Origin of the sequence: Roseovarius gaetbuli, from assembly GCF_900172365.1 — a bacterium.
Lineage (GTDB): Bacteria > Pseudomonadota > Alphaproteobacteria > Rhodobacterales > Rhodobacteraceae > Roseovarius > Roseovarius gaetbuli.
This window is the reverse complement of the sequence record NZ_FWFJ01000012.1, coordinates 67,475-93,356: the sequence shown is the minus strand read 5'-3', so window position 1 is coordinate 93,356 and position 25,882 is coordinate 67,475. Positions and strand designations below refer to the sequence as shown.

General features: G+C 60.9%; 23 protein-coding genes, 1 tRNA gene and 2 pseudogenes. 11 read left to right on the top strand and 15 right to left on the bottom strand.

The window, feature by feature from the left end; genetic code table 11:
- Positions 1-126: 126 nt before the first annotated feature.
- Positions 127-426, bottom strand: a pseudogene (locus ROG8370_RS08370) (IS21 family transposase); the annotation flags it as partial.
- Between the two features lie 506 nt (positions 427-932).
- Between ROG8370_RS08370 and ROG8370_RS08365 the strand changes: the two are divergent.
- On the top strand, positions 933-2,333 hold the full coding sequence (locus ROG8370_RS08365) for a selenium-binding protein SBP56-related protein (protein ID WP_085826624.1): 1,401 nt from the start codon (positions 933-935) through the stop codon (positions 2,331-2,333).
- Entirely contained in the window at positions 2,334-3,005 is a 672-nt protein-coding gene (locus ROG8370_RS08360) for a hypothetical protein (RefSeq protein ID WP_085826623.1), read from the top strand. It abuts the gene before it with no gap.
- A gap of 74 nt (positions 3,006-3,079) precedes the next feature.
- Here the strand turns inward: ROG8370_RS08360 and ROG8370_RS08355 are convergent, their stop codons facing one another.
- Together ROG8370_RS08355 and ROG8370_RS08350 are read right to left on the bottom strand one after the other, a co-directional pair.
- Positions 3,080-3,505: a GlcG/HbpS family heme-binding protein gene (locus tag ROG8370_RS08355; protein WP_085826622.1), complete on the bottom strand. Its 426-nt coding sequence runs from the start codon at positions 3,503-3,505 to the stop codon at positions 3,080-3,082.
- 12 nt (positions 3,506-3,517) lie between these two features.
- A complete protein-coding gene (locus ROG8370_RS08350) occupies positions 3,518-5,647 on the bottom strand; it encodes a malate synthase G (protein WP_085826621.1) in 2,130 nt (709 codons plus the stop codon).
- A 98-nt stretch (positions 5,648-5,745) separates the two neighbouring features.
- Here ROG8370_RS08350 and ROG8370_RS08345 point away from each other — a divergent pair, with 98 nt between their 5' ends.
- Positions 5,746-6,525, top strand: coding sequence for an IclR family transcriptional regulator (locus ROG8370_RS08345; protein ID WP_085826635.1), 780 nt, complete (start codon positions 5,746-5,748; stop codon positions 6,523-6,525).
- Here ROG8370_RS08345 and ROG8370_RS08340 read toward each other — a convergent pair.
- The 4 genes from ROG8370_RS08340 to ROG8370_RS08325 all read right to left on the bottom strand — a co-directional run bounded on the left by ROG8370_RS08340 (position 6,522) and on the right by ROG8370_RS08325 (position 10,172).
- Entirely contained in the window at positions 6,522-7,319 is a 798-nt protein-coding gene (locus ROG8370_RS08340; RefSeq protein ID WP_085826620.1) for an alpha/beta fold hydrolase, read from the bottom strand. The two genes, ROG8370_RS08345 and ROG8370_RS08340, sit on opposite strands and share 4 nt — an antisense overlap.
- Positions 7,295-8,596 carry a TRAP transporter large permease gene (locus tag ROG8370_RS08335; RefSeq protein WP_085826619.1) on the bottom strand — a complete coding sequence of 434 codons (1,302 nt, stop codon included), beginning with the start codon at positions 8,594-8,596 and terminating at the stop codon, positions 7,295-7,297. The genes ROG8370_RS08340 and ROG8370_RS08335 overlap by 25 nt, the downstream gene beginning before the upstream one ends.
- A gap of 1 nt (position 8,597) precedes the next feature.
- Positions 8,598-9,107: a TRAP transporter small permease gene (locus ROG8370_RS08330; RefSeq protein ID WP_085826618.1), complete on the bottom strand. Its 510-nt coding sequence runs from the start codon at positions 9,105-9,107 to the stop codon at positions 8,598-8,600.
- Positions 9,108-9,176: 69 nt separating this feature from the next.
- Complete coding sequence (locus ROG8370_RS08325; protein WP_084732733.1) at positions 9,177-10,172, bottom strand: type 2 periplasmic-binding domain-containing protein; 996 nt, start codon at positions 10,170-10,172, stop codon at positions 9,177-9,179.
- Between the two features lie 181 nt (positions 10,173-10,353).
- Between ROG8370_RS08325 and ROG8370_RS08320 the strand changes: the two genes are divergently transcribed.
- Positions 10,354-11,250, top strand: a complete 897-nt coding sequence (locus ROG8370_RS08320) for a LysR family transcriptional regulator (RefSeq protein WP_085826617.1) — start codon at positions 10,354-10,356, stop codon at positions 11,248-11,250.
- A gap of 60 nt (positions 11,251-11,310) precedes the next feature.
- Here ROG8370_RS08320 and ROG8370_RS08315 read toward each other — a convergent pair whose 3' ends face one another.
- The 4 genes from ROG8370_RS08315 to ROG8370_RS08300 form a co-directional block, all read right to left on the bottom strand.
- The gene (locus ROG8370_RS08315; protein WP_085826616.1) at positions 11,311-12,075 is read right to left on the bottom strand and encodes an IclR family transcriptional regulator; all 765 of its coding nucleotides are present in this window, start codon (positions 12,073-12,075) and stop codon (positions 11,311-11,313) included.
- A gap of 13 nt (positions 12,076-12,088) precedes the next feature.
- Complete coding sequence (locus ROG8370_RS08310; protein WP_085826615.1) at positions 12,089-13,447, bottom strand: TRAP transporter large permease; 1,359 nt, start codon at positions 13,445-13,447, stop codon at positions 12,089-12,091.
- Positions 13,444-14,115, bottom strand: coding sequence for a TRAP transporter small permease (locus tag ROG8370_RS08305; protein ID WP_085826614.1), 672 nt, complete (start codon positions 14,113-14,115; stop codon positions 13,444-13,446). Before ROG8370_RS08305 ends, ROG8370_RS08310 begins: the two co-directional genes overlap by 4 nt.
- A 95-nt stretch (positions 14,116-14,210) precedes the next feature.
- Entirely contained in the window at positions 14,211-15,443 is a 1,233-nt protein-coding gene (locus ROG8370_RS08300; protein ID WP_085826634.1) for a TRAP transporter substrate-binding protein, read from the bottom strand.
- Positions 15,444-15,554: 111 nt separating this feature from the next.
- Between ROG8370_RS08300 and ROG8370_RS08295 the strand changes: the two genes are divergently transcribed.
- Positions 15,555-17,171 (top strand): GMC family oxidoreductase, encoded by a 1,617-nt coding sequence (locus ROG8370_RS08295; protein WP_085826613.1) that lies wholly within the window; start codon positions 15,555-15,557, stop codon positions 17,169-17,171.
- Positions 17,172-17,198: 27 nt separating this feature from the next.
- On the opposite strand, the gene ROG8370_RS20530 is transcribed toward ROG8370_RS08295, so the two are convergent.
- Complete coding sequence (locus ROG8370_RS20530) at positions 17,199-17,390, bottom strand: hypothetical protein (RefSeq protein ID WP_170925202.1); 192 nt, start codon at positions 17,388-17,390, stop codon at positions 17,199-17,201.
- On the opposite strand from ROG8370_RS20530, the pseudogene ROG8370_RS08290 reads away from it, so the two are divergent.
- Positions 17,379-17,639, top strand: a pseudogene (locus ROG8370_RS08290) (transposase domain-containing protein); the annotation flags it as partial. The gene ROG8370_RS20530 and the pseudogene ROG8370_RS08290 sit on opposite strands and share 12 nt — an antisense overlap.
- Positions 17,640-17,970: 331 nt before the next feature.
- On the opposite strand, the gene ROG8370_RS08285 reads toward ROG8370_RS08290, so the two are convergent.
- Together ROG8370_RS08285 and ROG8370_RS08280 are read right to left on the bottom strand one after the other, a co-directional pair.
- Positions 17,971-18,056, bottom strand: a tRNA-Leu gene (locus tag ROG8370_RS08285).
- A gap of 100 nt (positions 18,057-18,156) precedes the next feature.
- Positions 18,157-19,500, bottom strand: coding sequence for a peptidoglycan-binding domain-containing protein (locus ROG8370_RS08280; RefSeq protein ID WP_085826612.1), 1,344 nt, complete (start codon positions 19,498-19,500; stop codon positions 18,157-18,159).
- Between the two features lie 83 nt (positions 19,501-19,583).
- On the opposite strand from ROG8370_RS08280, the gene lipB reads away from it, so the two are divergent.
- The 5 genes from lipB (at position 19,584) to folP (ending at position 24,927) form a co-directional block, all read left to right on the top strand.
- Positions 19,584-20,264, top strand: a complete 681-nt coding sequence (lipB, locus tag ROG8370_RS08275) for a lipoyl(octanoyl) transferase LipB (protein ID WP_085826611.1) — start codon at positions 19,584-19,586, stop codon at positions 20,262-20,264.
- A 103-nt stretch (positions 20,265-20,367) separates the two neighbouring features.
- Positions 20,368-20,757, top strand: coding sequence for a c-type cytochrome (locus ROG8370_RS08270; protein WP_085826610.1), 390 nt, complete (start codon positions 20,368-20,370; stop codon positions 20,755-20,757).
- A 346-nt stretch (positions 20,758-21,103) separates the two neighbouring features.
- Positions 21,104-22,777, top strand: coding sequence for a cytochrome c oxidase subunit I (gene ctaD, locus ROG8370_RS08260; RefSeq protein WP_085826608.1), 1,674 nt, complete (start codon positions 21,104-21,106; stop codon positions 22,775-22,777).
- 207 nt (positions 22,778-22,984) lie between these two features.
- Positions 22,985-23,914, top strand: a complete 930-nt coding sequence (locus ROG8370_RS08255; protein WP_085826633.1) for a dihydroneopterin aldolase — start codon at positions 22,985-22,987, stop codon at positions 23,912-23,914.
- Between the two features lie 2 nt (positions 23,915-23,916).
- Positions 23,917-24,927, top strand: a complete 1,011-nt coding sequence (gene folP, locus ROG8370_RS08250) for a dihydropteroate synthase (RefSeq protein ID WP_085826607.1) — start codon at positions 23,917-23,919, stop codon at positions 24,925-24,927.
- Here the strand turns inward: folP and ROG8370_RS08245 are convergent.
- A complete protein-coding gene (locus ROG8370_RS08245; protein WP_245827272.1) occupies positions 24,924-25,835 on the bottom strand; it encodes a DMT family transporter in 912 nt (303 codons plus the stop codon). The two genes, folP and ROG8370_RS08245, sit on opposite strands and share 4 nt — an antisense overlap.
- Positions 25,836-25,882 lie beyond the last annotated feature (47 nt).

Below are 25,882 nucleotides of genomic sequence, written 5' to 3'. Positions count from 1 at the left end.
TCCGAGACAGCGAAAAAGAAACGAAAGGAGACAGCAGCATTGACGCCATCATGACGCAAAGAACATAACAACTGGGTGGGTCAAGTCTCGGTGACAATCCCGGGTCAGTTCTCAGTGACAATCAACAGCCGCAACCCGCTCATACGATCCGTCAAAGCCAAGATGTACCAGATCCGCATGCATCTGCTTGGCCGTGCGCCGATCTTTGCGCGATTTGCGCTGCTCCGTCAGCAACCAGCCTGAAAGTTTCTCCGCAAACGGATCCAACTTACTTGGCCGCGTCGGCGTCTTGAAGCTGGGCTCAACGATATCAGCCCGCAGATACTTCCTGATGGTGTTGCGAGACAGTCCTGTCCGCCGTGAAATCTCGCGAATGGGCATCTTGTCCCTCAGTGCCCATCGACGAATTACGCTCAAAAATCCCATGTCTATCACTCCAATAACCCCCGACAAATCCCGTCAGGGGCAAGGTTGCACATGGGTCAGTTCTCAGTGACAATTCTGACCGCTACCGGGTCAGTTTTGAGTGACATTCAACATGCCGGTGTCATATTGCATGATCGTACCCTCAGAAAAATGAGCCTCCGACCCGGCTGCGGCTCATTTTTCTGAGGGTACGATCATAAAGCGATTCTTTCACGCTGAAGCGGGTCCGACTGGAAGTCGGAGGGTTTGCTCCACGGCGTGGATACTGAAAAACGAATGTGTCTTGAATAAGAATTGCATTGGTCCAATCTGGGGCATCGGATACCGACCGCGCCCCACGCCAGCCCCAATGCGCGGCCCCGAAAAGCGTTCCGCGCAAAACGCAAACCTATGCTACAAAAAACACGCAGAACGAGTCAGCTCGGCGCTTTTGCGCAGGGGTGGCTCTTTTCGGTCAAAACAAGATCCTCCAGATGGAGGCCAGATTTCTATTGGGAGGTAGAGAAATGACCCTGAGACCAGACCCCACCTTTCACGCATCCGCCAAGCTTGCGATGCAGGCCCCGGTCGAGAATTACGCCTTTACGGTGATGCTTAGCCCGGATGGCTCGCAATCGGACGGGATCGCGGTTGTCGATCTCAAACCCGGTTCCGAGACCTATGGGCAGATCGTGCATCAGGTGATCGTGCCCAACAAGGGCGACGAGTTTCACCACTTTGGCTGGAATGCCTGTTCGTCGTCCCTGTCGCCGCTTTCGGGACATGCATTTCTTGAACGCCGCTATCTGATCGTGCCCGGCATCCGGTCGTCGCGGATCTATATCATCGACGTGAAAGACCCCCTCAAGGCGCATATTCACAAGACGATCGAGCCCGAAGAACTCTTTGAAAAGACGGGGTATTCGCGCCCTCATACGATCCATTGCGGCCCCGAGGGCATCTATGTCTCGACCCTTGGTGGCGGTGGCCCCGATGGCACCGACGGTCCGCCGGGCATCTTCATCATGGATTGCGAAACCTTCGAGATCATCGGCCGCTACGAGATGGATCGCGGCAAGCAGGACAAGCATTACGATTTCTGGTGGAACCTGCCACAGGATTACATGGTCAGCTCGGAATGGGGCCTGCCGCCACAGTTCGAGAATGGCATCGTACCCGAGGATTTGCTGAGCAACAAATATGGCCATTCGATCCACTTCTGGGATTTGCGGGGGCGCAAGAACATCCAGACGATGGACCTTGGCGAAAACCACCAGATGGCGCTTGAAATCCGTCCCGCACACGATCCGACCAAATCATACGGCTTTTGTGGCGTGGTGGTGGATACCACCAACCTTCAGGGCGCGATCTTTACCTGGTGGCGGGATGACGATGGCGTCTGGCAGTCGAAAAAGACGATCACGATTGATCCGGTTCCCGCCGATGCCGATGATCTTCCCGACCTGCTCAAGGGGTTTGGCGCGGTGCCGCCTCTGGTCACCGATATCGACCTGAGTTTGGACGACAAATACCTCTATGTCGCCTGCTGGGGCCTTGGCGAAATGCATCAATATGATGTCAGCGATCCGATGAACCCGGTTCTGGCCGGCAAGGTCGAGCTTGGCGGCATCGTGGCCCATCACAAGCACCCCAACGGCGGCGATTTCGCCTTTGGCCCGCAGATGGTCGAGATAAGCCGCGACGGCAAACGGGTCTATTGGACCAACTCGCTCTATTCCACCTGGGATGATCAGTTCTATCCCAATGACGAGGGCGGCCAGATGGTGATGGCGCATGTCGGGGAAAACGGCGGTCTGACGCTGGACAAGGATTTCTACATCGACTTCCCCAAGGGCCTGCGCGCGCATCAGATCCGCCTTGAGGGCGGCGATTGCTCGACCGACAGCTTCTGCTACCCGTCGGTTTAAATGATCCCTGATCCGTCTTCGGTGACGGCCCTCTGGGGGGCCGTCGTCTTTGCGGGCGTCTATCATGGCATCAATCCGGGCATGGGCTGGCCGTTGGCGGTCTCGGCCGCCCTGATGGAGCGACGCCATGGCGCGCTCGCCTCGGCGCTCGCGCTTTTGGCGCTTGGTCATTTCCTTGCAATGCTGGCAATCCTGTTGCCGTTCTCGATGATGGTGGTCTTGCTGGAATGGCAGGTCAGCCTCCGCATCGGTGCCGGTCTCATCGTGGTCGCGATGGGGGGCTATCTTCTGATCAACCGGCGCCACCCGAGAATTCTCGCGCGCGTCCATCCGGCGCGGCTTGCGCTGTGGTCGTTCCTTGCGGCGATGGCGCATGGGGCGGGGTTGATGCTCTTGCCGATCTTTCTGGGGATTTGCACGGCAAATGGCGGCGAGACCGACCATGTGGCGGCGCAGAGCCTGATGACAGGCACGCTCGGGACGGCCTTGCTCGTGGCGGGGGTGCATACGCTTGCGATGACGCTTGCGGGCGGGGTGATCGCGACGGTGATCTACTTCTGGCTTGGCCTCAAGTTCCTGTCGCGGGGCTGGTTCAACCTTGATCTGGTCTGGGCGCTCAGCCTTGTCTGTGTCGGGCTTTTCGGCATCTGGTCGGCGGTTCAGGGGCACTGATCCCGGCCTATAGACGCAAAGCGGCCCCGCCCGGAGTATCGGGCGAGACCGCGTTTTAAATCTTGGGGTCTTGCCTAGGCCTGCGCCGCCAGAAACGCGTCGATCCCGGCCTGGGCGACATCGCGATCCTGTGCCGGGGTGCCCGAGCTAACGCCGATACCGCCGACGACATCGCCGTCAACCACCACCGGAAGGCCACCGCCCACCACCATCAAGCGCCCGCCAATCGCCGAGGCGATGCCGTAGACCGGCGCGCCGGGCTGGCTGACTTCGCCATACTCGTGGGTCGCCTTCTTGGCGCCCGAGGCGGTAAAGCTCTTGTCGATGGCGATGGTGATCGAGGTCACCTTGCCGCCATCCATCCGCTCGAAGGCGACAAGATTGCCGCCCTCGTCGGTGATCGCGATGCACATCGGCACGCCGATTTCGGCGGCGCGGGCACGCGCGCCCGCAAGCAGAACGCCCGCATCGCCAAGGTCCAGTCTTTTGATCGTCATCATGTCGGTCTCTCCTCAGGCGGCCTTGGCCACACGGCGTGCGGCATGCAACAGCGGCTCGGTATAGCCCGAGGGCTGTTCCACACCCTTGAAAATAAGGTCTCGGGCGGCGTTGAAGGCAACCCCGTCAAAGCCCGGCGCCATCGCCACATAGGCCGGATCACCGGCGTTCTGGGTGTCGACCTTAGGGGCCATGCGACGCAACGAGGCGTCGACCTCTTCGGGCGTACAGATGCCATGCACAAGCCAGTTGGCCAGATACTGCGCCGAAATCCGCAGGGTGGCGCGGTCTTCCATCAGGGCCACATCGTTGATGTCGGGCACCTTGGAACAGCCGATCCCCTGATCGACCCAACGCACCACATAGCCAAGGATCGACTGGCACGAATTGTCGAGCTCGCGCTGTATCTCTTCACCCGAGAGATTGCGCCCGATCATCAGCGGCGGCGTCAGAAGATCGCTGCGCGAGGCCTTTTTGCGCCCCTTCAGCTCTTGCTGAAGCGCCAGCACATCGACGTGGTGATAATGCGTGGCGTGCAGAGTGGCCGCCGTCGGCGACGGCACCCATGCGGTATTGGCCCCGGCGTTCGGGTGGCCGATCTTGACCTTGAGCATCTCGGCCATGGCATCGGGCTTGGCCCACATGCCCTTGCCGATCTGGCCCTTGCCGGACATGCCGGCCTCAAGCCCGGCATCGACATTGCCGACCTCGTAAGCGGTCAGCCAGATCGCGCCTTGCATCTCGCCCTTGGGGATGACCGGCCCGGCCTGCATCGAGGTGTGGATTTCATCGCCGGTGCGATCAAGAAAGCCGGTGTTGATAAAGACGCAGCGGTCCTTGACGGCCTTGATGCAGGCCAGAAGGTTGGCCGAGGTGCGGCGCTCTTCGTCCATCACGCCAAGCTTGACGGTGTTGCGCGCAAGGCCAAGGATATCCTCGACGCGGCCGTAAAGCGTGTCGGCAAAGGCAACCTCTTCGGGGCCGTGCATCTTGGGCTTGACCACATAGACCGAGCCCGCGCGCGAATTGCCAGCACCGGCATTGGCCAGATCATGCATCGCGGCGGCCACGGTAACGGCGGCGTCAAGCATGCCCTCGGGGGTTTCCTGACCATCCAGAAGCACCGCATCGGTGGTCATCAGGTGGCCGACATTGCGCACCAAAAGAACCGCGCGGCCCGGATGGGTCACGGGATTGCCGGCGGGGTCGAGGTAATCGACATCGGGGTTCAGGCGACGGGTGATCACCTTGCCGCCCTTTTCGACCGCCTCATTGAGATCGCCGCGCATCAGGCCAAGCCAGTTGCCATAGACCACGCATTTGTCCTCGGCATCGACGGCGGCAACCGAATCTTCGCAATCCTGAATCGCGGTCAGCGCGCTTTCCAGACGGACGTCGGAAATGCCCGCCGGGTCGGTTTTGCCAATTGGCGACGTGCGGTCGATGACGATCTCGATCAACAGGTTATTCACACGCAAAAAGACGTTGCCGTTTTCCTTGTAGCCCGCGAATTGCGCAGCATCGGTAAGACCGGTGGCCGCGCCCTTGGTGGTAACGCCCAACGCGCCATTCGCAACCTCAAGGGCCTCGACATCGGCCCATGATCCGGCCGCCAGCGGGGCAACCGCATCAAGGTGGGCGCGCACCCAGGCGATAACCTTGGCCCCGCGCGCGACGTCAAAGCCTTTGCCCTCGGGCGTGCCTTCGATCGCATCGGTGCCGTAAAGCGCGTCATAAAGGCTGCCCCAGCGGGCGTTGGCGGCATTGAGCGCAAAGCGCGCGTTCATCACCGGCACGACAAGCTGTGGCCCGGCGATGGTGGCAATCTCGGCATCGACATTCTGCGTGCCCATTTCAAACGCCTCGGGCTCGGGCACAAGATAGCCGATCTCGCTCAGGAAGGCGCGGTACTCTTCGCCGTCGATCTGTTGACCGCGGCGCGCGATGTGCCAGGCGTCGATCTTCGCCTGCAAATCCTCGCGCTTTTGCAGAAGGGCGGCATTGACAGGCCCCAGCTCGCGCAGCATTGCGGCGTAACCGGACCAGAACTGATCGGCGGTGACATTCAGCAAGACGTCGTTCTCGATCAGCGCGGCAAGAGGTTCGGCAACTGACAGGCCGTGGCGCTCAACATATGTGGTCATATCCGGTCTCCTTTTATTTATTCTGCGGGGTAATGCACCGATCCGGGACTTGTAAGAAAAGGAAAAATGTTTTCCATTGTATGGAAAGGTATACCGAAATGAGTGATGCAAAGACAGAGGGCGTTCAATCCGTTGCGCGCGCGCTCAGGCTTCTGAAAATCCTGAGCCAGAATGACGAAGGCCTGCGCGTAAGCGATATCGCGCGTCAGGCGGATTTGGCCGTGTCGACCGCACATCGCCTTCTGACCACGCTCGAACTTCAGAATTTCAGCCAGTTCGAGCCGGATCGCGCGCTCTGGCATGTGGGCCGCGAGGCCTTTGCGGTTGGATCGGCCTTTGGGCGGCGGCATAATTTCGTGGCCCCTGCCCTGCCCTATCTTCGCCGGTTGCGGGATCTGACGCGCGAGACCGCCAATCTTGGCATCCTGGATCATGACGAGCTTGTGACCATAAGCCAGGTGGAAAGCCGCGAGATCATGCGCGCCATCTCGCCGCCGGGCGGGCGGGTGCCGACGTTTTGTTCGGGCATGGGCAAGGCGATCCTGGCCACCTGGCAGGACGCCGATATCGCCGCCTTCGTGGCGCGCACCGGGTTTCACCCGATGACCAAACGCTCGCATCGCAACCTGACCACGGCGATGGTTGATATCAAGCGCATCCGCGCGCAGGGCTATGCGCTTGATGACGAAGAGCATGTGACCGGCCTGCGCTGTCTTGCGGCGGTGGTCTGGTCGGCGCAGGGCGAAGCGGCCTGCGCCATCTCGGTCTCGGGGCTGGCGGCGCGCCTGCCGGATTCGCGGCTTGATGCGATCGGCAAACAGGTCGCCGACGCCGCGCGCGAGCTTACGCAAAAGCTGGGCGGCACGCCCCCTGCTTAGGCCTCACTCAGAAAATCCGCCAGAAGCATGTTGAACAGCGCGGGTTTTTCAAGGTGGGCGGCATGGGCCGTGCCGGGCACCACCGCAAGGCGCACATCGGCCAGCCCCTCCCAGAGCGCCTGAACCTGCGGCCAGCGATAGGACCGGTCGCCGTCGCCCCAGATCACCAGCGCGGGCATGCCAAGTTCGGCGAGCGCCGCGCGCCCGTCCCAATGCGCCATCGCATCCAGCGCGGCCAATGCGGTGGCGGTGCTGGCCTGACGGCCAAGCGAGGCCACCAGATCAAAGCCCTGCCCCGCCGTGCCATGGCGAAACCAGGTGGCGCCGATGCGCGCGATGGTCCTTTCCACCCCATCGGCGCGCAGGCGCTCGCGAGAGGTCTCTATCGGCTCAAAGCGGTTCGGCATCAGGCCAAGCGGGCCGGTGCCATAAAGCACAAGCCGCGTGACCCGCTCCGGCACGAGCCGGGCCATTTCCTGCGCGATCATGCCGCCCATCGAGTGGCCCAGAAGGGTGAACTCGGTCACGTCAAGCGCGTCCAGCAGGGCCAGAACAGAGGTCGCGAAATCGGCGATCCGGTCGGGGCCCTGCAGGCCTGCGTTGCCGCCACAGCCGGGCAGATCGGGCGCGATCACGTCAAAGTCAGCTGCGAAATGTGCGATCATGTCCTGCCATTGATCGGCACCGCCAAGATAGCCATGCACCAGCACCAGCACCGGCCCCGACCCGGCCCGCCGATAGCTTTGCGGCACGGCCATCGGCACGGCGCTCAGCGCATCTGATCGGGCAGCCATAGGGCGGTCTCCGGCAAGAGGATAAGGAGGGCAATCAACGCCACAAGCGCGCCGATGAACGGAAGGCAGCCCATGATCACATCACCGATGGTGACCTGCCCGCGCCCGATGCCCTGAATGACATAAAGGTTAAGCCCCACCGGCGGCGTCAGAACCGCGATCTCCATGGTGATGGTATAGACCACGCCGAACCAAATCAGATCAAAGCCCGCCGCCGACATCAGCGGATAGATCGTCGGCAGGGTGATGAAGGTCATCGAGACCGGTTCCAGGAACATCCCCAACACGATATAAAACGCCAGCACGATCATCAGCACCACATAGGGCGAAAGATCAAAGCTCAGGAACAGTTCGGTGAATTGCTGCGGCACCCGGTAATAGGTCAGAACAAACCCAAACAGCACCCCCGCCGACAGCAAGAGGCCAAGATAGCCCATGGTCCGCATGGTCGCGAAAATCGCCTCTTTGAAGCCCTGCCAGGTCAGCCCGCCAACCCCAAACGCAAGCGCGACGGTCAACAGGGCGGCGACGGCGGCGGCCTCGGTCGGGGTGGCGATACCGGCATAAATCGCGACAGTGATCACCAGACCGATCAACAGGATCGGCCCGACGGTCGCCAGTATCTGCATCAGCGGCATGCGCATCGCGTCTTCGCTATCGGGAATGTCCTGCGGGCGCAGGATGCCCCAAACCAACACCACAAGAACGAAGGCCGTGACAAGCACCAGCCCCGGAATGACGCCGGCGATGAACAGATCGCCAATGCTCTGGTCGGTGACAATGCCGTAAAACAGCAGGATCAGGCTCGGCGGGATCAGCACCGAAAGCGTGCCCCCCGCCGCCAGAACCCCCGCCGACAGGCGTTTGCCATAGCCAAGCCGAAGCATTTCCGGCAAGGCCACGCCACCAATCGTCAGGGCGCCCACCATCGACGAGCCACACACCGCGCCAAACCCGGCGCAGGCCCCGATGGAGCCGTAAGCAGCAGAGCCGCGAATGCGCACGCCCTGATGCAGGAATTGATAGAGGTTGGGGCCGATGCTCGACTTGCCGATCAACTCGCCAAGGAACACGAAAAGCGGCACCGCCAGAAGGATATAGTCGATCCACACCCCCCAGAGTTTAAGCTGCGACGAGACAAGCGATGTCTGAAAGCTCTGGATTTGCCAGAGGAACGGCAAGGAGGCCGCCGCAAGGGCAAAGGGGATCGGCAAGCCGATGGCGATCAGCAACATCAACAGACCCAAAAGGCCAAGGCCGACTTCATACCATTCCATGTCAGATCTCCGATTTCAGGTCGCTGGCCGGTGTCACCACCAGCCGTGCCAACCGCAAGGCCGCGTAGATGGAAAACAGGATCAGCGCCGCCGCCCCCGGCGCCCAGAACGCATAGCGCGGCCAGAGCAGGATTTCCGATGAGGCCCCGGATTTGAACGCCCCCGTGGTGGCCTTGATCGCCGCGAGCGAGAAAAACAGCCCCACCGCCAGCATCAGCCCCATATTGAGAAGAGCAAAGCCCTTGCGCACCGCTGGCCGAAACAGGTCGGTCAGCATCGTGACGCGCGGATAGGCATCCTCGCGCAGCGCATAGGCGAGCCCGGCAAAGGCCACAGGAAACAGCAAAAGCGCGGTTGCCTCGGTGACCATCCGGTCGGGTGCGTTCATCGCATAGCGGGTGAAAACGCCATAGCTGATCCAGACCATCTGTATCAGGACGATGACGCCCCCGAGAGCGGCCATAAAGATCACCACGCGTTCAAACAGCGCGATCATACGAGAGAGGGACATGCGACTGCCTCCGTTTTTGCGGAACAGGCCCGCCCCGGCATTGCGAGGGGCGGGCCGACTTGGCGCGACTTAAGGTGCGTGCGAGGCGAAAAGCGCGCGGATATTGCCGGCAAGTTCCGCGCCACAGGCCGCATCGACCTCTTTGTCCCAGGTGCCCTGCACGCTGTCGATCAGGGCCATGCGCTGTTCCTGCGGAATGGAAACGGCGGCGCCGCCACCCTTCATCACCGCATTGCCGACGCGCTGATCAACCCAGTCTTCATAGCGCGGCTTGAGCCAGGTTTCGGTCTCGCTCGCCGCGGCTAGAACGGCGGCCTGTTCATCGGCGGTCATGCCGTTGAACTTGTCCATGTTCATCATGTAGTTGACGTTGCCGTAAAACAGGTTGGCGTTGACCATATAGGGCATCACGCTCCAGAGCTTCCAGCTTGAATAGGTGGCAACGCCCATGTTGATGCCGTCAACCACGCCACGCTCGGCGGATTGGAACACCTCTTTGGGGGCCACGAAAACCGGCTGACCGCCCCATGTCTCGATCATCAGGCTGACCAGCGGCCCGATCGAGCGCACGAGCTTGCCATCGAGCTTGCCCAGATCCTCGATCCCATCCTCGAACCACCATTCCTGGTCGTAGGAATAGTTCGAATTGAAGACCGGCATCAGATTGACCTTGGCCGCCTCGTCCTTGACCAGAGCGGCATAGCCCGCGTCAAGCTCGACCTGGTTTTCAAGGTCAATCGCCACCGGGTAAAGCGAGGTCACGCGATAGCAGGGCAGACGCTCGTCGGCGGGAATCCAGCTCATGTCAGAGACGCCGCCCTGAACCGCATCCACACCCTCGGACCAGCCATGCAGCGTGGACGAGGGGAAGATTTCAACCTTGACGCTGCCGCCGGTCTTTTCGCTGACCAGCTCGGCAAAATGCACAAAACCGTCATAGCGGATATCGGCCTCGTTCACATAGGTCGACAGGCGGATCACGGTTTCGGCCGTTGCCGGAAGGGCGGTGGTTGCGATTGCGGCGGCGGCGATCATCGGGGCCAGCGCTTTGCTTGTAAGTGTCATAACTTTCTCCTGTTGGTGTTGCGCAATTGGGGTTTGACCGTTGATCGGCCTTATTTTGATGTTTCAAGCCTAGGCAAGAGCGGCGTGAAAATGCCAATTCAAACATGGTCTGAAACTATTCCAATCTTGCATAACACGTGAAACCCCCGCATTCTGATCGCGATACGCGAGGGGATGGGTGATGGATATCAACTGGTTACGCGACTTTGTCTGCCTTGGGCGCACACTCAATTTCACCCGCGCGGCGGAAGAGAGAAACATCACCCAATCGGCGTTTAGCCGTCGTATCAAGTCGCTGGAAAACTGGCTTGGCGAGCCTTTGATTGATCGCGCGACCTATCCGGTGCGCCTGTCACCGGGCGGGGCGGCGTTCCTGCCGATTGCCCAGGATACCATCGCCCAGCTCACCGAGGCGCGACAGGCGATCCGCCAGACCGCCAGTGCCGACACCCGGTTTCAGCGCTTTGCGGTGCTGCATGCGATCTCTCTCAATTTCCTGTCGCCGCGTTTGGGCGCGCTTGAGGCGGCGCATCCAGATCTGCGCACGCGGGTGATTTCCGACAGCCTCTCGACCTGTTGCCAATTGCTTGCCGAGGGGTCCTGCGAATTCCTGCTGTATTACCGCCATCAGGATGTGGCGCCGGTGATGGACGAGACCCAGTTCGTGCGCAAGGATATCGGGCGCGAGACCCTGTTGCCGGTGGCCGAGGCCGAGGTTGCGACGCGCAAGGGCTGGTATCTGCCGGGCAAGACCGGGCAGGACATTCCGTACCTCTCCTACGACCCCAACACCTTTCTCGGCACCGTCGTCGATCAGATCATCGGTGATCGCACCACCTCGCTTGTGCAGCGTTACCGGGATGCGCTTGCCGAGGCGCTCAAGCGGCGCGCCATGGGCGGCAGCGGCGTGGCCTGGGTGCCAGAAAGCTCGGTCACGCAGGAATTGGCCAGCGGTCAACTGGTGCGCGTGGGCGGGCGCGACTGGCAGGCACGAATGACAATCTCGCTGTTTTGCTCACCTGACAAGCTTGACGAGACCGGGCGCCTGATCTGGGAAAGCTTTCCCGAGATAACCTAGACCTATTGATTTGGCATGTTCGAGAAGCTCAAAACCGGTTCCCACTTTTGAGCAACATGCCTAGGTGATCAGCGCCGACAGCTCTCTGCCGGCGGCATGCATCGCGCCGCGATAGTCAAGCGCGCGGGCGATATCAAAGCGTTGCGTCGGGGCGTGAAACGACAGCGTCGCGATCAGCCGGTTGTTGGTATCCCAAAGCGGAACCGCAAGCGCGATCATATCGGTCAGGAATTCTTCGCGGTCGAGCGAATAGCCCTGCTCGCGGATGGTTTCGATCTCGGCCAGAAGCCGGTCGATATCGGTGATGGTGTTGGGCGTTCTGGCGACAAGATCGGTCGCCGCCAGATACCGCTTGAGATGCGAGGGCACCAGCGAGCTCAGGTACATCTTGCCGCTGGCGGTGCAATAGAACGGCACCCGCGTACCCACCTGAAGCTGGATGCGCAGCGGCCATTCGGTCTCGACCCGCTCGACATAGATCATCGCGTCGCGGTCCGGCAGCGCGATATTACAGGTCTCGCCGATCTCGCGGCTCAGCTTTTTCAGGATCGCCTGACGGGCGGTTCTGATCCTCAGAGAGGACAGGATTCCCCCCGCCATGGTGCGCAGGCGCGGCCCCGGCGAATAGCTGCGCCCGTCAAGGTCGCGCTGCACAAAGCCTTCTTCCTCAAGCGTCATGAAGAGCCGGTGAATGGTCGGCTTGGGCAGGCCAAGCCTTGCATTCACCTCGGTCGGGGTAACCGGCACGCCTGCGCGCGCCATCTCTTCTATCACGGACAGCAGGCGCAGGTTTGTCGGGATGGTATCGTGCTTGTCCCCGTCCATGCCCAGCCTTTCCTCAATGTTGTGGCAATAGCACGGTCGAGAAGAAGGGCACCAAGGCTACCAATATCCACACGGCTATCAATACGATAAGATAGGGCACCGTATAGCGTAGCAATCTGAAATACGGAACGCCCGTAACGCCCGATGCGACATAAAGGTTAAGCCCGTAAGGCGGGGTGATAAACCCGATGGACGCGCCGACAAGGAAGATCACCGAAAAGTGGATCGGATCAATCCCGACCGAGGCCGCAATCGGCGCCAGAATGGGGGCAAGGATGATGGTGACGGGAAGGCTTTCAAGCACCATGCCGGAAAAGAACACGATCACCATCGAGGTGAAAAGCACCGCGTGATAGCCGCCCATCGAGGTCACGAAATCGCCGATCACCGCCTGTGCGCCAAGCAGCGACAGGATTTGCTGCATCACCACGGAAATCGCGATCAGCGGCGCAAGGATGCCCGAAATCTGCGCCGAGCGCACCACGATCGACGGGATGTCGCGCACCCGAAAGCCGTCAACCACCAGCATCCCCGCATAAGACCGCTCGACGGCGGGCAGATCGCGCTGACCGCGCATCAACTTGTTGAGCGGATAGCTGACCAGCCCCGCGATGACGCAAAAGCCAACGGTCACGCCGGCCGCCTCGGTGGGGGAAAACTTGCCGGTGTAGATGCCCCAAAGGACAAGGCCGATGGCGAAAAAGCCAAGCCATGCGCCAAAGGCGGTCTTGAGAACCCGGTTGAGTTGCAGCGGAATAAGGTGACCCCAGCCGTTGATCCGGCAGATCACCCAACAGGCGAACTGCATGCCGACCACCATCATCGCGCCGGGCAGGATACCGGCCACGAACAGCTCGGAAATAGGCAGGTTCATCAGGAACCCGTAGACGATGAAGATGATCGAGGGCGGGATGATGATCCCGACCGTGCCGCCCGCCGCCGCGGTGGCCGCGGAAAAGCGTTCGTCATAGCCGCCCTTGACCATTTCAGGGTGCAGCATCGAGCCGATCGTCGCCGTGGTGGCACTGTTGGACCCCGAGATCGCGGCGAAAAGCCCGCAGGCACCAAGCGCCGCCATCGCAAGCCCGCCGCGCATCCAGCCAAGACAGGCATAGGCGAAATCCGATAGCCGCCGCGCAATGCCCGATTTGTTGATCAGATCGCCCGTCAGAATGAAAAGCGGCATCGCCAAAAGGGCAAATCCCTTGCTGAACACGTTCAGCAATTCGGCCCCCATGTTATCGAGCGTCAGCCCAAGAACAAAAGAACAGCCGATGACCCAATAGGCAATCACCAGGAAAACCGGCACGCCCATCATGAAAAAGAAAGTGACCCCAAGCGAGATCAACGTGACCCATGTACCGTCGGTCATGCCGGTTCCTCCCCGATGATGGCCTGCTTGATCAGCGGCTCACCTGATTTGTATCTGGCGATATCTTCCAGCAGGTTTTCAAGCACCCGCGCGCTCATCAGCACGAAGGCGACCGGGATGGTCACCAGGAACCACCACAGCATGACATTGTCGGTGCCGCTCACAATCTGGAAATTGGTCGCCGAAAGCGCGGTCACCCGCATCGTAGCGGTAAAGACGATGACGCAGAACCCGAACCACAACACCGCATCAAGAGCGAGGGTAATCATCTGGCCCAGACGGGGCATCATCGTGCGAAACTCGGCAAAGCTAAGATGGGTGCGTAGCCGCACGTTATAGGCACAGCCGTACCAGGCCATGATCATGAACAAGAGCGGCGGCACCGTGGTTGACCAGGGCACCTGTTGGTTCATGGCAAAACGCCGGAACACTTCGACAAAGATGATCGCGGCAATCAGCAGATAGCTATAGACCATGATCGTGCGTTCCAGATGCTTGTCCAGAAGCGGCACACGCTTGTACAGCCAGAGCACAAGCATCGAACCAAGCAATAGCAGGACACCACCAAAAACCCAGGCCCCGGAGGTGCGCAGGGCCTGATTGATTTCCCAAGAGTCGTTACTGGCAAAGGCCGGAATGATGGCCCAGGCTTCGGACAGGATGGACATCCGCTATGTTCCTTTTGGCTGTGGTGCTTATGGCCGTGCATCTGGGCCGGCGCGGGTCTCACGCACCAGCCCTTTTTGAAAGTATCGGGCGTGGCTTAGCCTTTCCACCACCGGCGCGGCTCGACATTCTCGGGAAGCATGTCGGCGGGCACTTCGCGCGCGACGTCATAGATTTCCTGATAGGTATCAAGACCACCCGACCACTTGTTGAGACGGTCACGCCACTCGGTCCAGAGCTGGGGCTGGAACTCGGGGCTACACATTTCCTCGGCCATCTTGATCTGATCGTCGGCAAGGAAGGCATTGCGCACGTTGTTCTGCGCAAAGATCGTGCCGGGCAGTTGCGGGTCGCTAAAGCCGACGGTTTTGACAAGCGCCGCCTCGTTGGCCGCCTGCACGTGGACCTGCGCCCAATAGGCCGATTCCATCACCGCATCCTGAAGATAGCCCTCAAGCCCGTCAAACACCGAGGCGTTCATCGAGGTGTGCTCGGTGCCGCAGAAGAACTTGAGATCGACGCACTGGCTGACCACCGGGGACATGTTGGCATAGGCCACGGCCGAGGCCCATGTTTCGGCGCCGTCAATCAGTCCCTGCTTGAGACCGTCAAGGGTTTCTTCCCAGGCCACCGGCACCGGGTTGAGGTTCAGCGCCTGCATCGCGATGCGGCCAAGCTGTGTGCCGGTGACGCGGTTCTTGGTGCCGAACAGCTCTTCAAGCTTGGTCACGGTCGGCTTGTCTTCCCAGCTCAGGCCAAGCTGAATGCCGCGCAATTCGCAGTGGCTGAAGAGGAATTTCAGACCGTGGCGCTTTTCAAGCGGGTCACGCAGAATTTCCTGGCTCTTGGGGTGATACATGAAATGATACTGCGACGCGCGACCCGGGAACATGAAGGCATAGTCGAGCACGTTGAGATAGGGCGCGCCACCGGCCGAGTTCTGAGTCGAGGCGGCATAGATGTCGACGATGCCCTGCTGGGTTTTCTCAACGCAGGAGAGCTGGCCGCAAATCTGGTTGTCACCGATAAATTCGATGCGGATTTCGCCGTCGGTACGCGACTCAAGATCACGGGCGAATTCAAGGGCGCCGGCCCGCTCAATAAGAAGGTTACGGGCATTAAAGCCGGCCGCGCCGAATTTCAGTGTATGCTTGGCGGGCTTGGAAAAGCGTCGCTCATAGGTCGATTCGGCCGCGCTCGCCAGATTGGCAAGGCTCATCGCGCCGCCAAAACTGCCGGCGGCAAGCAAGGTCGAGCTCATGCCGTAACGCCCCGCGAGACGGAACAAATCCCGCCGCGAAATCTGGCCCATTTTATGATTGATTCCCATTGTCATTCCTCCCTGAATTCCATTTTTGAGACTCTTAGTATCAAAAAATGCTAGTATAGTTCTTGCAATCTGCCTAGACTTTTTTTCAACAACCTTCAGGAGGGGCGCGTTTTGCAAGCGGATTTTATCGTCGTCGGGGCTGGATCGTCGGGCTGTGTGATTGCCAACCGGCTGAGCGCCGACCCCAAGGTGCGGGTCATTCTGGTCGAGGCAGGCGGGCGCGATCTCAACCCGTGGATCCATATCCCGGTCGGTTATTTCAAGACCATGCACGACCCCAAGCTTGACTGGTGCTACAAGACCGAGGCCGACCCCGGCCTGAACGGGCGCCGCCTTGACTGGCCGCGCGGCAAGGTGCTTGGCGGCTCGTCCTCTTTGAACGGCTTGCTTTACGTACGTGGACAGCCGCAGGATTACGACCGCTGGCAGCAGATGGGCAATCGCGGCTGGGGCTGGGATGATATTCTGCCGCTGTTCAAACGCTCCGAGGATCAGGAACGCGGCGCGGATGAGTTTCACGGCACCGGCGGCAACCTGTCGGTGTCGAACATGCGCATCAGCCGCCCGATCTGTGATGCCTGGGTCAAGGCGGCGCAGGCGGCCGGCTATCCGTTCAACCCCGATTACAACGGCGCAAGCCAAGAGGGCGTCGGCTATTTTCAGCTGACCACGCGCAAGGGCTTTCGCTGTTCCTCGGCGGTGGCGTTTCTTAACCCCGCACGCGAGCGCAAGAACCTGACGATCCTCACCCATGCGCAGGTTCGCACCCTCACCTTTGAGGGCAACCGCGTGACCGGGCTTGTCTACCGCGACCGCGCGGGGGCCGAGCATACGCTCAGCGCGGCGCGCGAAGTCATTCTCTCGGCCGGCGCGATCAATTCACCGCAAATCCTGATGGTGTCGGGGCTTGGGCCCGCCGATCACCTGGCCGAGCACGGCATAGAGGTGCGCCGCGATCTTCCCGGCGTCGGCCAGAACCTTCAGGATCATCTGCAGGCGCGGCTTGTGTTCAAATGCAACGAGGCGACCCTGAATGACGAGGTGCGCAGCCTGTTCAACAAGGCAAAGATCGCTCTGAAATACGCGGTGTCGCGCTCGGGGCCGATGGCGATGGCCGCAAGCCTTGCCACCGGGTTCATGCGCACCGGCGATCATGTGGACACGCCGGACATCCAGTTCCACGTACAGCCCTGGTCCGCCGACAGCCCCGGCGAGGGCGTGCATCCGTTCTCGGCGTTTACCATGTCGGTCTGTCAGCTGCGCCCCGAAAGCCGTGGCCAGATCCGGCTTGCCTCGGCTGATCCTGTGACCTACCCCAAGATCCACCCCAACTACCTTGCGACCGACACCGATTGTCGCACCGTGGTCGAGGGCATCAAGATCGCCCGCCGGATCGCCAAGCATGCGCCGCTCAGCGCGATGATCTCATCCGAGTTCCGTCCCGACGCCAGCCTTGATCTTGACGATGACGCAGGCACGCTTGACTGGGCGCGTAATTTCTCGACGACGATTTATCACCCGACCGGCACCTGCAAGATGGGCCAGGGCCCGGATGCGGTGGTCGACGAGCGGCTGCGCGTGCATGGAATCACCGGACTGCGGGTGGCGGATTGCTCGATCATGCCGGAAATCGTGTCGGGCAACACCAATGCGCCCGCGATCATGATCGGTGAAAAACTCTCGCAGATGGTGCTTGAGGATCATCAGCAACACGCGTTGAGCGCCTGATCATCGCCCTGCCCGACCGGGCGTGGGTCACCCTGCAATCTGGCGTTTGATCTCGGCCATGGTGCCGTCGCAGCTGCGCGAAAGCTGGCCCCAGACGTCAAGCGGCGGCTCCTTGTGCCCGAGGCTGAAGGTGCAGGTGTCCACCAGCTTTTGCATGATCGGCAGCAAAATCGCCACATCCTTGGGAATGAACCGCCCCTTCGGCCATACCTCGACCACGGCATTCTGGAACTGGACAACAACACCGCAGAACGCGCGATGCGATCAGTCGCCATCGGGCGCAAAAACTATCTGTTCGTTGGATCACAGACCGGTGGTAAAGCTGCCGCCATTGCCTACACCTTGATCGAAACGGCCAAACTGAACGGTATCGATCCGCAAGCATGGCTCGCCGACACACTTGCCCGCATCCCAGACTACAAGATCAACCGCGTCGACGACCTGCTCCCATGGAAAACCGCGCCATAGGGGCGGTCAGACCGGACGCTTACGTCGTTTCCACTTCGATTGGCGGCTTAAATGCGGGGCTGACAGTCCCTTTTTGATGTAAGCCACTGATTTAAAGCAATTTAATGGTATTTTTGGCGGAGGAGGTGGGAAGCTCCGCTCACGCGACGTAATCCTAACCCCATATCTCACTCGGAGACAATCCAATCGAATTCGCATCTAGCGACGGCAGGACAATTGCCAAAATTCGCAAATCAAAGCACTAGCCCCGAGGGGAAATTGGGGAATATGTGGGGAGCAAAACCCAAAAATCTCTATAAGCCACTGATAAGTATTGCTTTTATAGAAGAAATGGTGCGGTCGGAGAGACTCGAACTCTCACGGGTGTTACCCCACAGCGACCTCAACGCTGCGCGTCTACCATTCCGCCACGACCGCACGTGATCAGGTAGTTTCGCGCCGTATAAGCAAACTGTTCGGGCTTGTGAAGGGGCAAAATACATCGCCCCTCCGGTTTTTCATGCCAAAGGCAATTGCCTCACTCCAAGGTAAAGGTCGGCAGCGTCGACGCGGGTTGGACCGTCTGTGAATCGCCGGTGTTATTTGCCCCATCAGAGGGGAACGCCGCCTTGCGAATAAGGCCCGTGCGGGCCGCATCTCCGGGGGCGAATGCCGGCTCTGCACCACGCTCTACGGCCTCGACCGCCCCCTGATACCAGGCCAGGGCCAAATCAGGGCGTCGCGTTGTGCCAAAGCCCTCGTTCAGATGATGGCCCATCAATTCGGCGTAAACCTCTTCGCCAAGCGCCGTCAGCAACAGCGCCGAGCCAAGTGCCACATTCATGTTGTCGATGCGGTATCCCACTGAAAGACAAATCTTGGCAGTCCCCGAAAGTTGTGCCGGCGATTGCCCCGACTGCAAAACGAATCCGCGCACCTCACGCACCACCTCGTCCTTGGGACTGAGCGACAGGGCCGCAACGTGATCACGCATCGCTGGACCAAAGGCACGGCATTGCTCCTCGAGTTGCGCAGGTGACACCCCCTTGAGGCGCCCCGCCATGGTCTCTCCTTCGGCGATCGCATAGGTCCGAGCCAGACAGAACTGTTCGTTCAGCGCAAACCGCGCATCGCTCAGCGAGGCCGCCGTCACAAAGCCGCCGTTCGAATTGGTCAGCAAACTGATTTGGTTGCAATGCGAGGCCAGTGATGGACCATCCCCGCCCGACGCCATCAGATTGGGCAGCGCCGCCAGCCCGGTCTTGGCCTGTGGCACCTGTGCCTCTTGCGGAATCGCGGCCATTACGGGGGCTTGCGTCGCCGGAACAGGCGCCGGAACGGCCGCATAGGTCTGCGGCACACCGGCCGCCTCGTCACGATAGGCATGCAACAACCCTCGCGTGCCCTGACCGCGTTGCGCGATCAATTGTGCGGTGGCGGCGCCGCTGCTTTGGGCACGGTAATAAGAACTGATCAGAAACTGGCGCTCGTAATCGGCCAGATACCCGGTGACCGGATAGCCCATATGCGCCTGGAATTGCGAAACGGCGTTGCGCGTGTTGCGCCCACGCACGCCATCCGGCGTGCCCGCAGGAAAGCCGAAGTAATTGAGTGATGTCTGTTCTTCACGCACTTGCTGGCGCGCCACCGAATTGACCGGGGCACGGTAGGTCTTGTCCGGTGCGTAGGTCCTTGTCCGTGTGGTTGTGGTTGCCCGCTTGCGCTCACGCGCCTTGGCACTCTCGTTCACGATGACCCCGCTCACCGCGCCGCCGACAAGACCGCCGACCAGACCATCGGCAAAATCCGCCGCCGCGCGCGTTCCGGGCATCGCAACCATGCTGGCCGCCACCGCGCTCATGACAAATCGCTTTGTAAACATCGTTCATCTCCCCTAATCAGGTACAGCACACGTTTCTCGAACCATAGCACATTTCTTCCCAAATATCCGTAAAGAGTCGAACTTTGCCCCTCACGATACCCTTCGCAATTGATGAAAACGGCGTTGAATGGCACCGCTCGGACGGGCTTTTCCCCTATCCCGAGGCGGTGGCCGCGATGGAAGAGCGCGCCGGGCGAATCGCCAGCGGCGAGGCGGCCGAAGCGATCTGGCTTTTGGAACATCCGCCGCTTTACACGGCCGGCACCTCGGCCAAACCGGCCGATCTGACCGATCCGGACCGGTTTCCGGTCTACCCGTCCAAGCGCGGCGGGCAGTACACCTATCACGGCCCCGGTCAGCGTGTGGTTTACGTGATGCTTGATGTGGGCAAGCGCGGGCGCGACGTGCGCCTCTTCGTGCAGCAGCTTGAAGAATGGGTGATCGCGACGCTTGGTGAATTCAACGTGACCGGCGAAATCCGCGAGGGCCGGGTCGGTGTCTGGGTCGCGCGCGACGACAAGCCGCTGAGCGTCACCGGACAGCGCGCCGAAGACAAGATCGCCGCCATCGGCATCCGCCTGCGCAAATGGATCAGCTTTCACGGCATCTCGATCAACGTCGAGCCGGACCTTGAGCATTTCACCGGCATCGTGCCCTGCGGCATCACCGAACACGGCGTCACAAGCCTTGTCGATCTCGGTCTGCCGGTGGGGATGGACGATCTGGATGTCGCCTTGCAACGCTGCTTTGTTCAGACCTTTTGACGAAGCGACACGCCGCTGATTGCGAACTTCAAGGTTGCAAGCCCTCTGTGCCGGGCTATGGTTATGGCGAGACGCACGGATCAACATGCTAATGAGGTACCTTATGAAGACAATTCTTGCAGCTTCCGCCACGCTTATCGCGCTGAGCCTTCCCGCACTGGCCGAGGGCGACGCCGAAAAAGGCGAAAAAGACTTCAAAAAATGCAAGGCCTGCCACATGATCGCATCCGACAGCGACACGATCGTGAAGGGCGGCAAGACCGGCCCGAATCTTTACGGTGTGATTGGCCGCACGATAGGCTCCGCCGAGGACTTCAAGTATTCTGACGGTCTGGCCGCCAAGGGCGAAGAAGGGCTTGTCTGGGATGAGGCCGAGCTTGCCGCGTTCATCACCGACCCCAGCGGTTACCTTGGAAGCCGCTCGAAGATGACCTTCAAGCTTCGCAAGGGCGCCGAAGATGTGGCGGCCTATCTGGCGAAGGTTGCCGAATAAACCGGTTTTCGACGCTGAACACCTAGACGCCGCGCAAACCCGTTTTGCGCGGCGTTTTCATGTCCGCCGCCCAAGCGCGCAAGGCGCGAAAACCGCGCCGCCGGTGCGGCTTTAACCCCGGCTTCATGCTTTTGCACATAGGATTGGCCGTTGGCGGGCCGGGCCAATTCGATGCAGGACGGGGCTTGGCCCGTGATCCGCAAGGGGGGTGCGACAAAATTCTTTGATTTGGATCAAATTCGCGCATTGCCGCGCCCGGGCATCCGCTTTAAAACCAATAGGGATCACAGGCGTGTGAGAACGGCTCTCACCTCGCGCCTAGCAACACACCAGCAGGAGGCAAACAATGGCAGATGCAGCCATTCACGGCCACGAGCACGAAGATCAGCGCGGGTTTTTCACCCGTTGGTTCATGTCCACGAACCACAAGGATATCGGTATCCTTTACCTGATCGTTTCGGCAATCTTCGGCCTGATTTCGGTTCTTTTCACCGTTTACATGCGGATGGAACTTATGGAGCCGGGCGTTCAATACATGTGCCTTGAAGGCGCACGTTTCATCGCTCAGGCCACGGCAGATTGTACGCCCAACGGTCACCTCTGGAACGTCATGATCACCTATCATGGTGTTTTGATGATGTTCTTCGTTGTTATTCCTGCGCTGTTCGGTGGTTTTGGCAACTACTTCATGCCGCTGCAAATCGGTGCGCCGGATATGGCGTTCCCACGGATGAACAACCTGTCGTTCTGGCTTTATGTTGCGGGCACCTCGCTTGGTGTTGCCTCGCTTCTGGCGCCGGGCGGCAACGGTCAACTTGGCTCGGGCGTGGGCTGGGTTCTGTACCCGCCGCTGTCGACCAACGAGGCCGGCATGTCGATGGATCTGGCGATTTTTGCCGTGCACGTGTCGGGCGCAAGCTCGATTCTGGGCGCGATCAACATGATCACCACTTTCCTCAACATGCGCGCACCGGGCATGACCCTGTTCAAGGTTCCGCTGTTTGCCTGGTCGATCTTCATCACAGCCTGGCTTATCCTGCTGTCGCTGCCGGTTCTGGCGGGCGCCATCACAATGCTGCTGACCGACCGCAACTTTGGCACCACCTTCTTTGACCCCGCAGGCGGTGGCGACCCGATTCTCTATCAGCACATCCTGTGGTTCTTTGGTCACCCCGAGGTGTATATCATCATCCTTCCGGGCTTTGGTATCATCAGCCACGTGATCTCGACCTTCTCGCGCAAGCCGATCTTTGGCTACCTGCCGATGGTCTGGGCCCTGATCGCGATTGGTGTTCTCGGGTTCGTCGTCTGGGCGCACCACATGTACACCGTCGGCATGTCGCTGACCCAGCAGTCCTATTTCATGCTTGCAACGATGGTGATCGCGGTGCCCACGGGCGTGAAGGTGTTCAGCTGGATCGCAACGATGTGGGGCGGCTCGATCGAGTTTAAGACGCCGATGCTTTGGGCCTTCGGCTTCCTGTTCCTGTTCACCGTTGGCGGCGTGACCGGCATCGTTCTTAGCCAGGCGGCTGTGGACCGGGCCTATCACGACACCTATTACGTGATCGCGCACTTCCACTACGTGATGAGCCTTGGCGCCGTCTTTGCCATCTTTGCCGGGATTTACTTCTACTTCGGCAAGATGACCGGCCGGATGATCCCCGAGTGGGCAGGCAAGCTGCACTTCTGGGCGATGTTCATCGGTGCGAACCTCACGTTCTTCCCGCAGCACTTTCTTGGCCGTCAGGGCATGCCGCGCCGCTATATCGACTATCCCGAGGCGTTTGCCTTCTGGAACTACTGGTCGTCGGTTGGTGCGTTCATCTCTTTCGCCAGCTTCGTGTTCTTCTTTGGCCTCGTGATCTACACGCTGATGCGTGGCGCCAAGATCACCGAGAACAACTATTGGAACGAATACGCCGATACGCTGGAATGGACCCTGCCCTCGCCGCCGCCCGAACACACGTTCGAGCAGCTTCCCAAGCGCGAAGACTGGGACAAGTCCCCGGCCCACTAGGCCCCGGCAGACATGAACAAAGACAGGCCCCGGAGAAATCCGGGGCCTGTTTTCGTTGCGAAGGTATGAGCGTGGGTTTCACCCACCCTACCCATGCCACTGCCGCAGTCGCCTGCCTATTCGTCGCATTCCCCCATTCACCCCACGGCGCGCGCATGTTATGCCGCCGCTATGGGCACAGACCGCCCCAAGACCCCGGAGCGCCCTATGAGCCATGAAATCCGCCTCGCCTTTGAACACCCGTCCGAGCGCGCCCATGCGACCGCGCCCGACGGCCCGCTTGACCGCATTTCAGTGCGCGATCACACGGTCGAGGTTGAGATCGGCGCCTTTCAGGCCGAGCGCGGCACCACCCAACGGATCTCTTTCAGCGTCGTGGTCGAGGTCCGCCCCATCACCGACCCGCTTGAGGATGATGTCGACCGCATCCTGAGCTATGACAAGGTGACCGAGGCCATCGCCGCAGAGCTGGCCGCAGAGCGCCTTAACCTGCTTGAAACCCTGGCCGAGCGGATCGCCGAGCGCATCCTGTTTGAGCCGCAAGCCGTCCGCACCTTCGTGCGCATCGAAAAGCTTGACCGTGGCCCCGGCGCGCTTGGCGTTGAAATCGTGCGCTCGGTGGATGATCTGGCAACCAAACCCGCAAGCCCGCATGCCGACACCACGCCGCATCCGCATGTGGTGTTTCTGAGCAACCCGGCGATCCGCTCGGCCAACCTTGCGGCCTGGCTTGATCAGCTTGATGCCCGCGCCGAGCCGGTGATCCTTTGCGTCGGGCGCGCCGACCTGAGCGCGCCGCAAACCGGGCACCGCATGACCCAGCGTCGGGTTGATCTTCTGGCGATGGAGCAAAACGCCTGGGTGCTGGGCGGGCGCGATGACCGTTGTGTCGTGGTCGCCACCCGGACCGAGCTTGACTGGGCCATGAAGAACGACCAGATCAGCGTCTGGGCCCCCTCAAAAATCGTGCTTGATGCGGTTGACGGGCCGGGCGTTGCCACCGATGATCCGGTCGCCCTTGCGGCGTGGTTCGCGGGCCATATCGAGGCCTCTGACCTTTTGATCATCGGCGAGGATGCGCCGGCCTCCTGCCCTGTGCCCGTCCACCTTCAGGACATCGCACAATCGGGGCTTTGAGCATGACATCGCGCTACTTCCGCCCGATTGCCCGAACCGATCACGCCCGCCCCTCCGGCGCGTTGTGCCTTGCCGGGGGCTGGTGCTGGTTTGATACGGTCGAAGTGCTGCACCGGGATGCGCCGTCCTACCTGATGCCCGCCGCCGACCTGCCCGAGGATATCCGCGAGCACCTGACCGCGCCCCGCGCCCCGATGGCCGGGATCGGCTTTGACGCGCCGCGGATCATGGGCATCCTGAATGTCACCCCGGATAGTTTCTCTGACGGTGGTCAGCATTTTGACCCCGCCGTCGCCATCGCCCATGCAAGCGCCATGGCCGATCAGGGTGCGGCGATGATCGACGTGGGCGGCGAATCGACCCGCCCCGGCGCCCCGGCTGTCGAGATCGAGGATGAGATCGCGCGCACCCAGCCGGTGATTGCCGCGATCCGCTCAGAGATCGCCACGCCGATCTCGATCGACACCCGCAAGGCGCCGGTCGCGCGCGCCGCCCGTGGCGCGGGCGCCGACCTGATCAATGATGTGGCCGGGCTTACCTTTGACCCCGACCTTGCGCCCTACGCGGTGGAAAGCGGCCTGCCCGTCTGTATCATGCATGCCCAGGGCACGCCCGAAACCATGCAGCGCGACCCGCGCTATGACAACGTGGTGCTTGACGTCTATGACTGGCTTGCGGCGCGGATCGACGCGCTTGTGGCACTCGGCATTGCGCGCGCGGCGATCATGACCGATCCCGGCATCGGCTTTGGCAAGACGCAGGCGCATAACCTCGCGCTTTTGCAGAACCTGTCGCTGTTTCACGGGCTTGGTTGCCCGATCTTGCTTGGGGCCTCGCGCAAGCGCTTTATCGGCGATTTGAGCCAGACGCCGATTGCCGCCGACCGTGTGCCCGGCTCTTTGGCGGTGGCGCTTGGTGGTGTGGCGCAGGGCGTGCAGATGCTGCGCGTGCATGACGTGGCCGAAACCCGCGCCGCTTTGCAACTCTGGCAAGCCGCGACCTTTGGCGTCTAGCCGCGTCCGAAGAGCCGCCTGAGCGCGCCATATTGGCTCAGCGCGACGCCGCCGAGGATCAGCGAGAGCGCCAGCAAAAGGCTTGTCGGAAGCGGCTCTGACAGGATCAGCGCCCCAAGAACGACCGACCAGACGGGCACCTGGTAGTTCACCAGCGACATGAACACCGGCCCCGCCGAGCGGATCACCAGAACCCGCAAAAGGCTTGCACCCGCCGTTGGCACCATGCCGAGAAAGATCAGGATATAAAGGGTGTTGCGGTCGGTTGCGGGCGGCGCGCCCTCGGCCCAAAAGGCCGCCGCAATCACGATCACCGCCCCGATCAGCAAGGTCACCGCATTCAACCCAATCGGATCGACCTTGGGCAGGCCGCGCATCTGAACCGAGCTGAGCGCATAGCACGCCGCCGCCCCGAGACAGGCGAGACGGCCGAGCGGCTCCATCGCGTTGCCGGTGGTCTCGAACGCCTGCCCGCCGATCAGCAGGACCACGCCGACAAAGCCGATCACGAAACCAACCATCTTGCGCAGGGTAAGACGCTCGCCCGGCACCATGAAATGCGCCAGCGGCAGGACCATGAGGGCGACCGCCGCCATCGACACCCCGGCAAAGCCGGAGGTGACCGATTGCAGCCCCCAACTCAGCAGCATGAAGGGCACCGCGCTGCTGAGTGCGCCGATCACCAAGAGATTGAAAATGTTGCGCTTTCCAAGCGGCTCCTCGAACAACCTGAAGCCACGCAGCCCCCAGATCGCAATCATCAAAACGGTTGCGAAGGTGATACGCGCCGCCGCAAGCCAAAACGGCGTGATGCCCTCAAGCGCGAGCGACATCACAAGGAACGTCGCGCCCCAGACGAACCCGAGCGCGCCCACCATGGCCCAGCTTTTTCCAGTGATCTCAGGCATTTGCACGACTTTCCTTGGGGCTGAAACGAAAAAACCCCGGCACCGCG

Coding starts and splice junctions, on each gene's coding strand:
- ROG8370_RS08365 (WP_085826624.1), top strand. CDS start 933: ATGACCCTGAGACCAGACCCCACCTTTCACGCATCCGCCAAGCTTGCG.
- ROG8370_RS08360 (WP_085826623.1), top strand. CDS start 2,334: ATGATCCCTGATCCGTCTTCGGTGACGGCCCTCTGGGGGGCCGTCGTC.
- ROG8370_RS08355 (WP_085826622.1), bottom strand. CDS start 3,505: ATGATGACGATCAAAAGACTGGACCTTGGCGATGCGGGCGTTCTGCTT.
- ROG8370_RS08350 (WP_085826621.1), bottom strand. CDS start 5,647: ATGACCACATATGTTGAGCGCCACGGCCTGTCAGTTGCCGAACCTCTT.
- ROG8370_RS08345 (WP_085826635.1), top strand. CDS start 5,746: ATGAGTGATGCAAAGACAGAGGGCGTTCAATCCGTTGCGCGCGCGCTC.
- ROG8370_RS08340 (WP_085826620.1), bottom strand. CDS start 7,319: ATGGCTGCCCGATCAGATGCGCTGAGCGCCGTGCCGATGGCCGTGCCG.
- ROG8370_RS08335 (WP_085826619.1), bottom strand. CDS start 8,596: ATGGAATGGTATGAAGTCGGCCTTGGCCTTTTGGGTCTGTTGATGTTG.
- ROG8370_RS08330 (WP_085826618.1), bottom strand. CDS start 9,107: ATGTCCCTCTCTCGTATGATCGCGCTGTTTGAACGCGTGGTGATCTTT.
- ROG8370_RS08325 (WP_084732733.1), bottom strand. CDS start 10,172: ATGACACTTACAAGCAAAGCGCTGGCCCCGATGATCGCCGCCGCCGCA.
- ROG8370_RS08320 (WP_085826617.1), top strand. CDS start 10,354: ATGGATATCAACTGGTTACGCGACTTTGTCTGCCTTGGGCGCACACTC.
- ROG8370_RS08315 (WP_085826616.1), bottom strand. CDS start 12,075: ATGGACGGGGACAAGCACGATACCATCCCGACAAACCTGCGCCTGCTG.
- ROG8370_RS08310 (WP_085826615.1), bottom strand. CDS start 13,447: ATGACCGACGGTACATGGGTCACGTTGATCTCGCTTGGGGTCACTTTC.
- ROG8370_RS08305 (WP_085826614.1), bottom strand. CDS start 14,115: ATGTCCATCCTGTCCGAAGCCTGGGCCATCATTCCGGCCTTTGCCAGT.
- ROG8370_RS08300 (WP_085826634.1), bottom strand. CDS start 15,443: ATGGGAATCAATCATAAAATGGGCCAGATTTCGCGGCGGGATTTGTTC.
- ROG8370_RS08280 (WP_085826612.1), bottom strand. CDS start 19,500: ATGTTTACAAAGCGATTTGTCATGAGCGCGGTGGCGGCCAGCATGGTT.
- ROG8370_RS08270 (WP_085826610.1), top strand. CDS start 20,368: ATGAAGACAATTCTTGCAGCTTCCGCCACGCTTATCGCGCTGAGCCTT.
- ctaD (WP_085826608.1), top strand. CDS start 21,104: ATGGCAGATGCAGCCATTCACGGCCACGAGCACGAAGATCAGCGCGGG.
- ROG8370_RS08255 (WP_085826633.1), top strand. CDS start 22,985: ATGAGCCATGAAATCCGCCTCGCCTTTGAACACCCGTCCGAGCGCGCC.
- folP (WP_085826607.1), top strand. CDS start 23,917: ATGACATCGCGCTACTTCCGCCCGATTGCCCGAACCGATCACGCCCGC.
- ROG8370_RS08245 (WP_245827272.1), bottom strand. CDS start 25,835: ATGCCTGAGATCACTGGAAAAAGCTGGGCCATGGTGGGCGCGCTCGGG.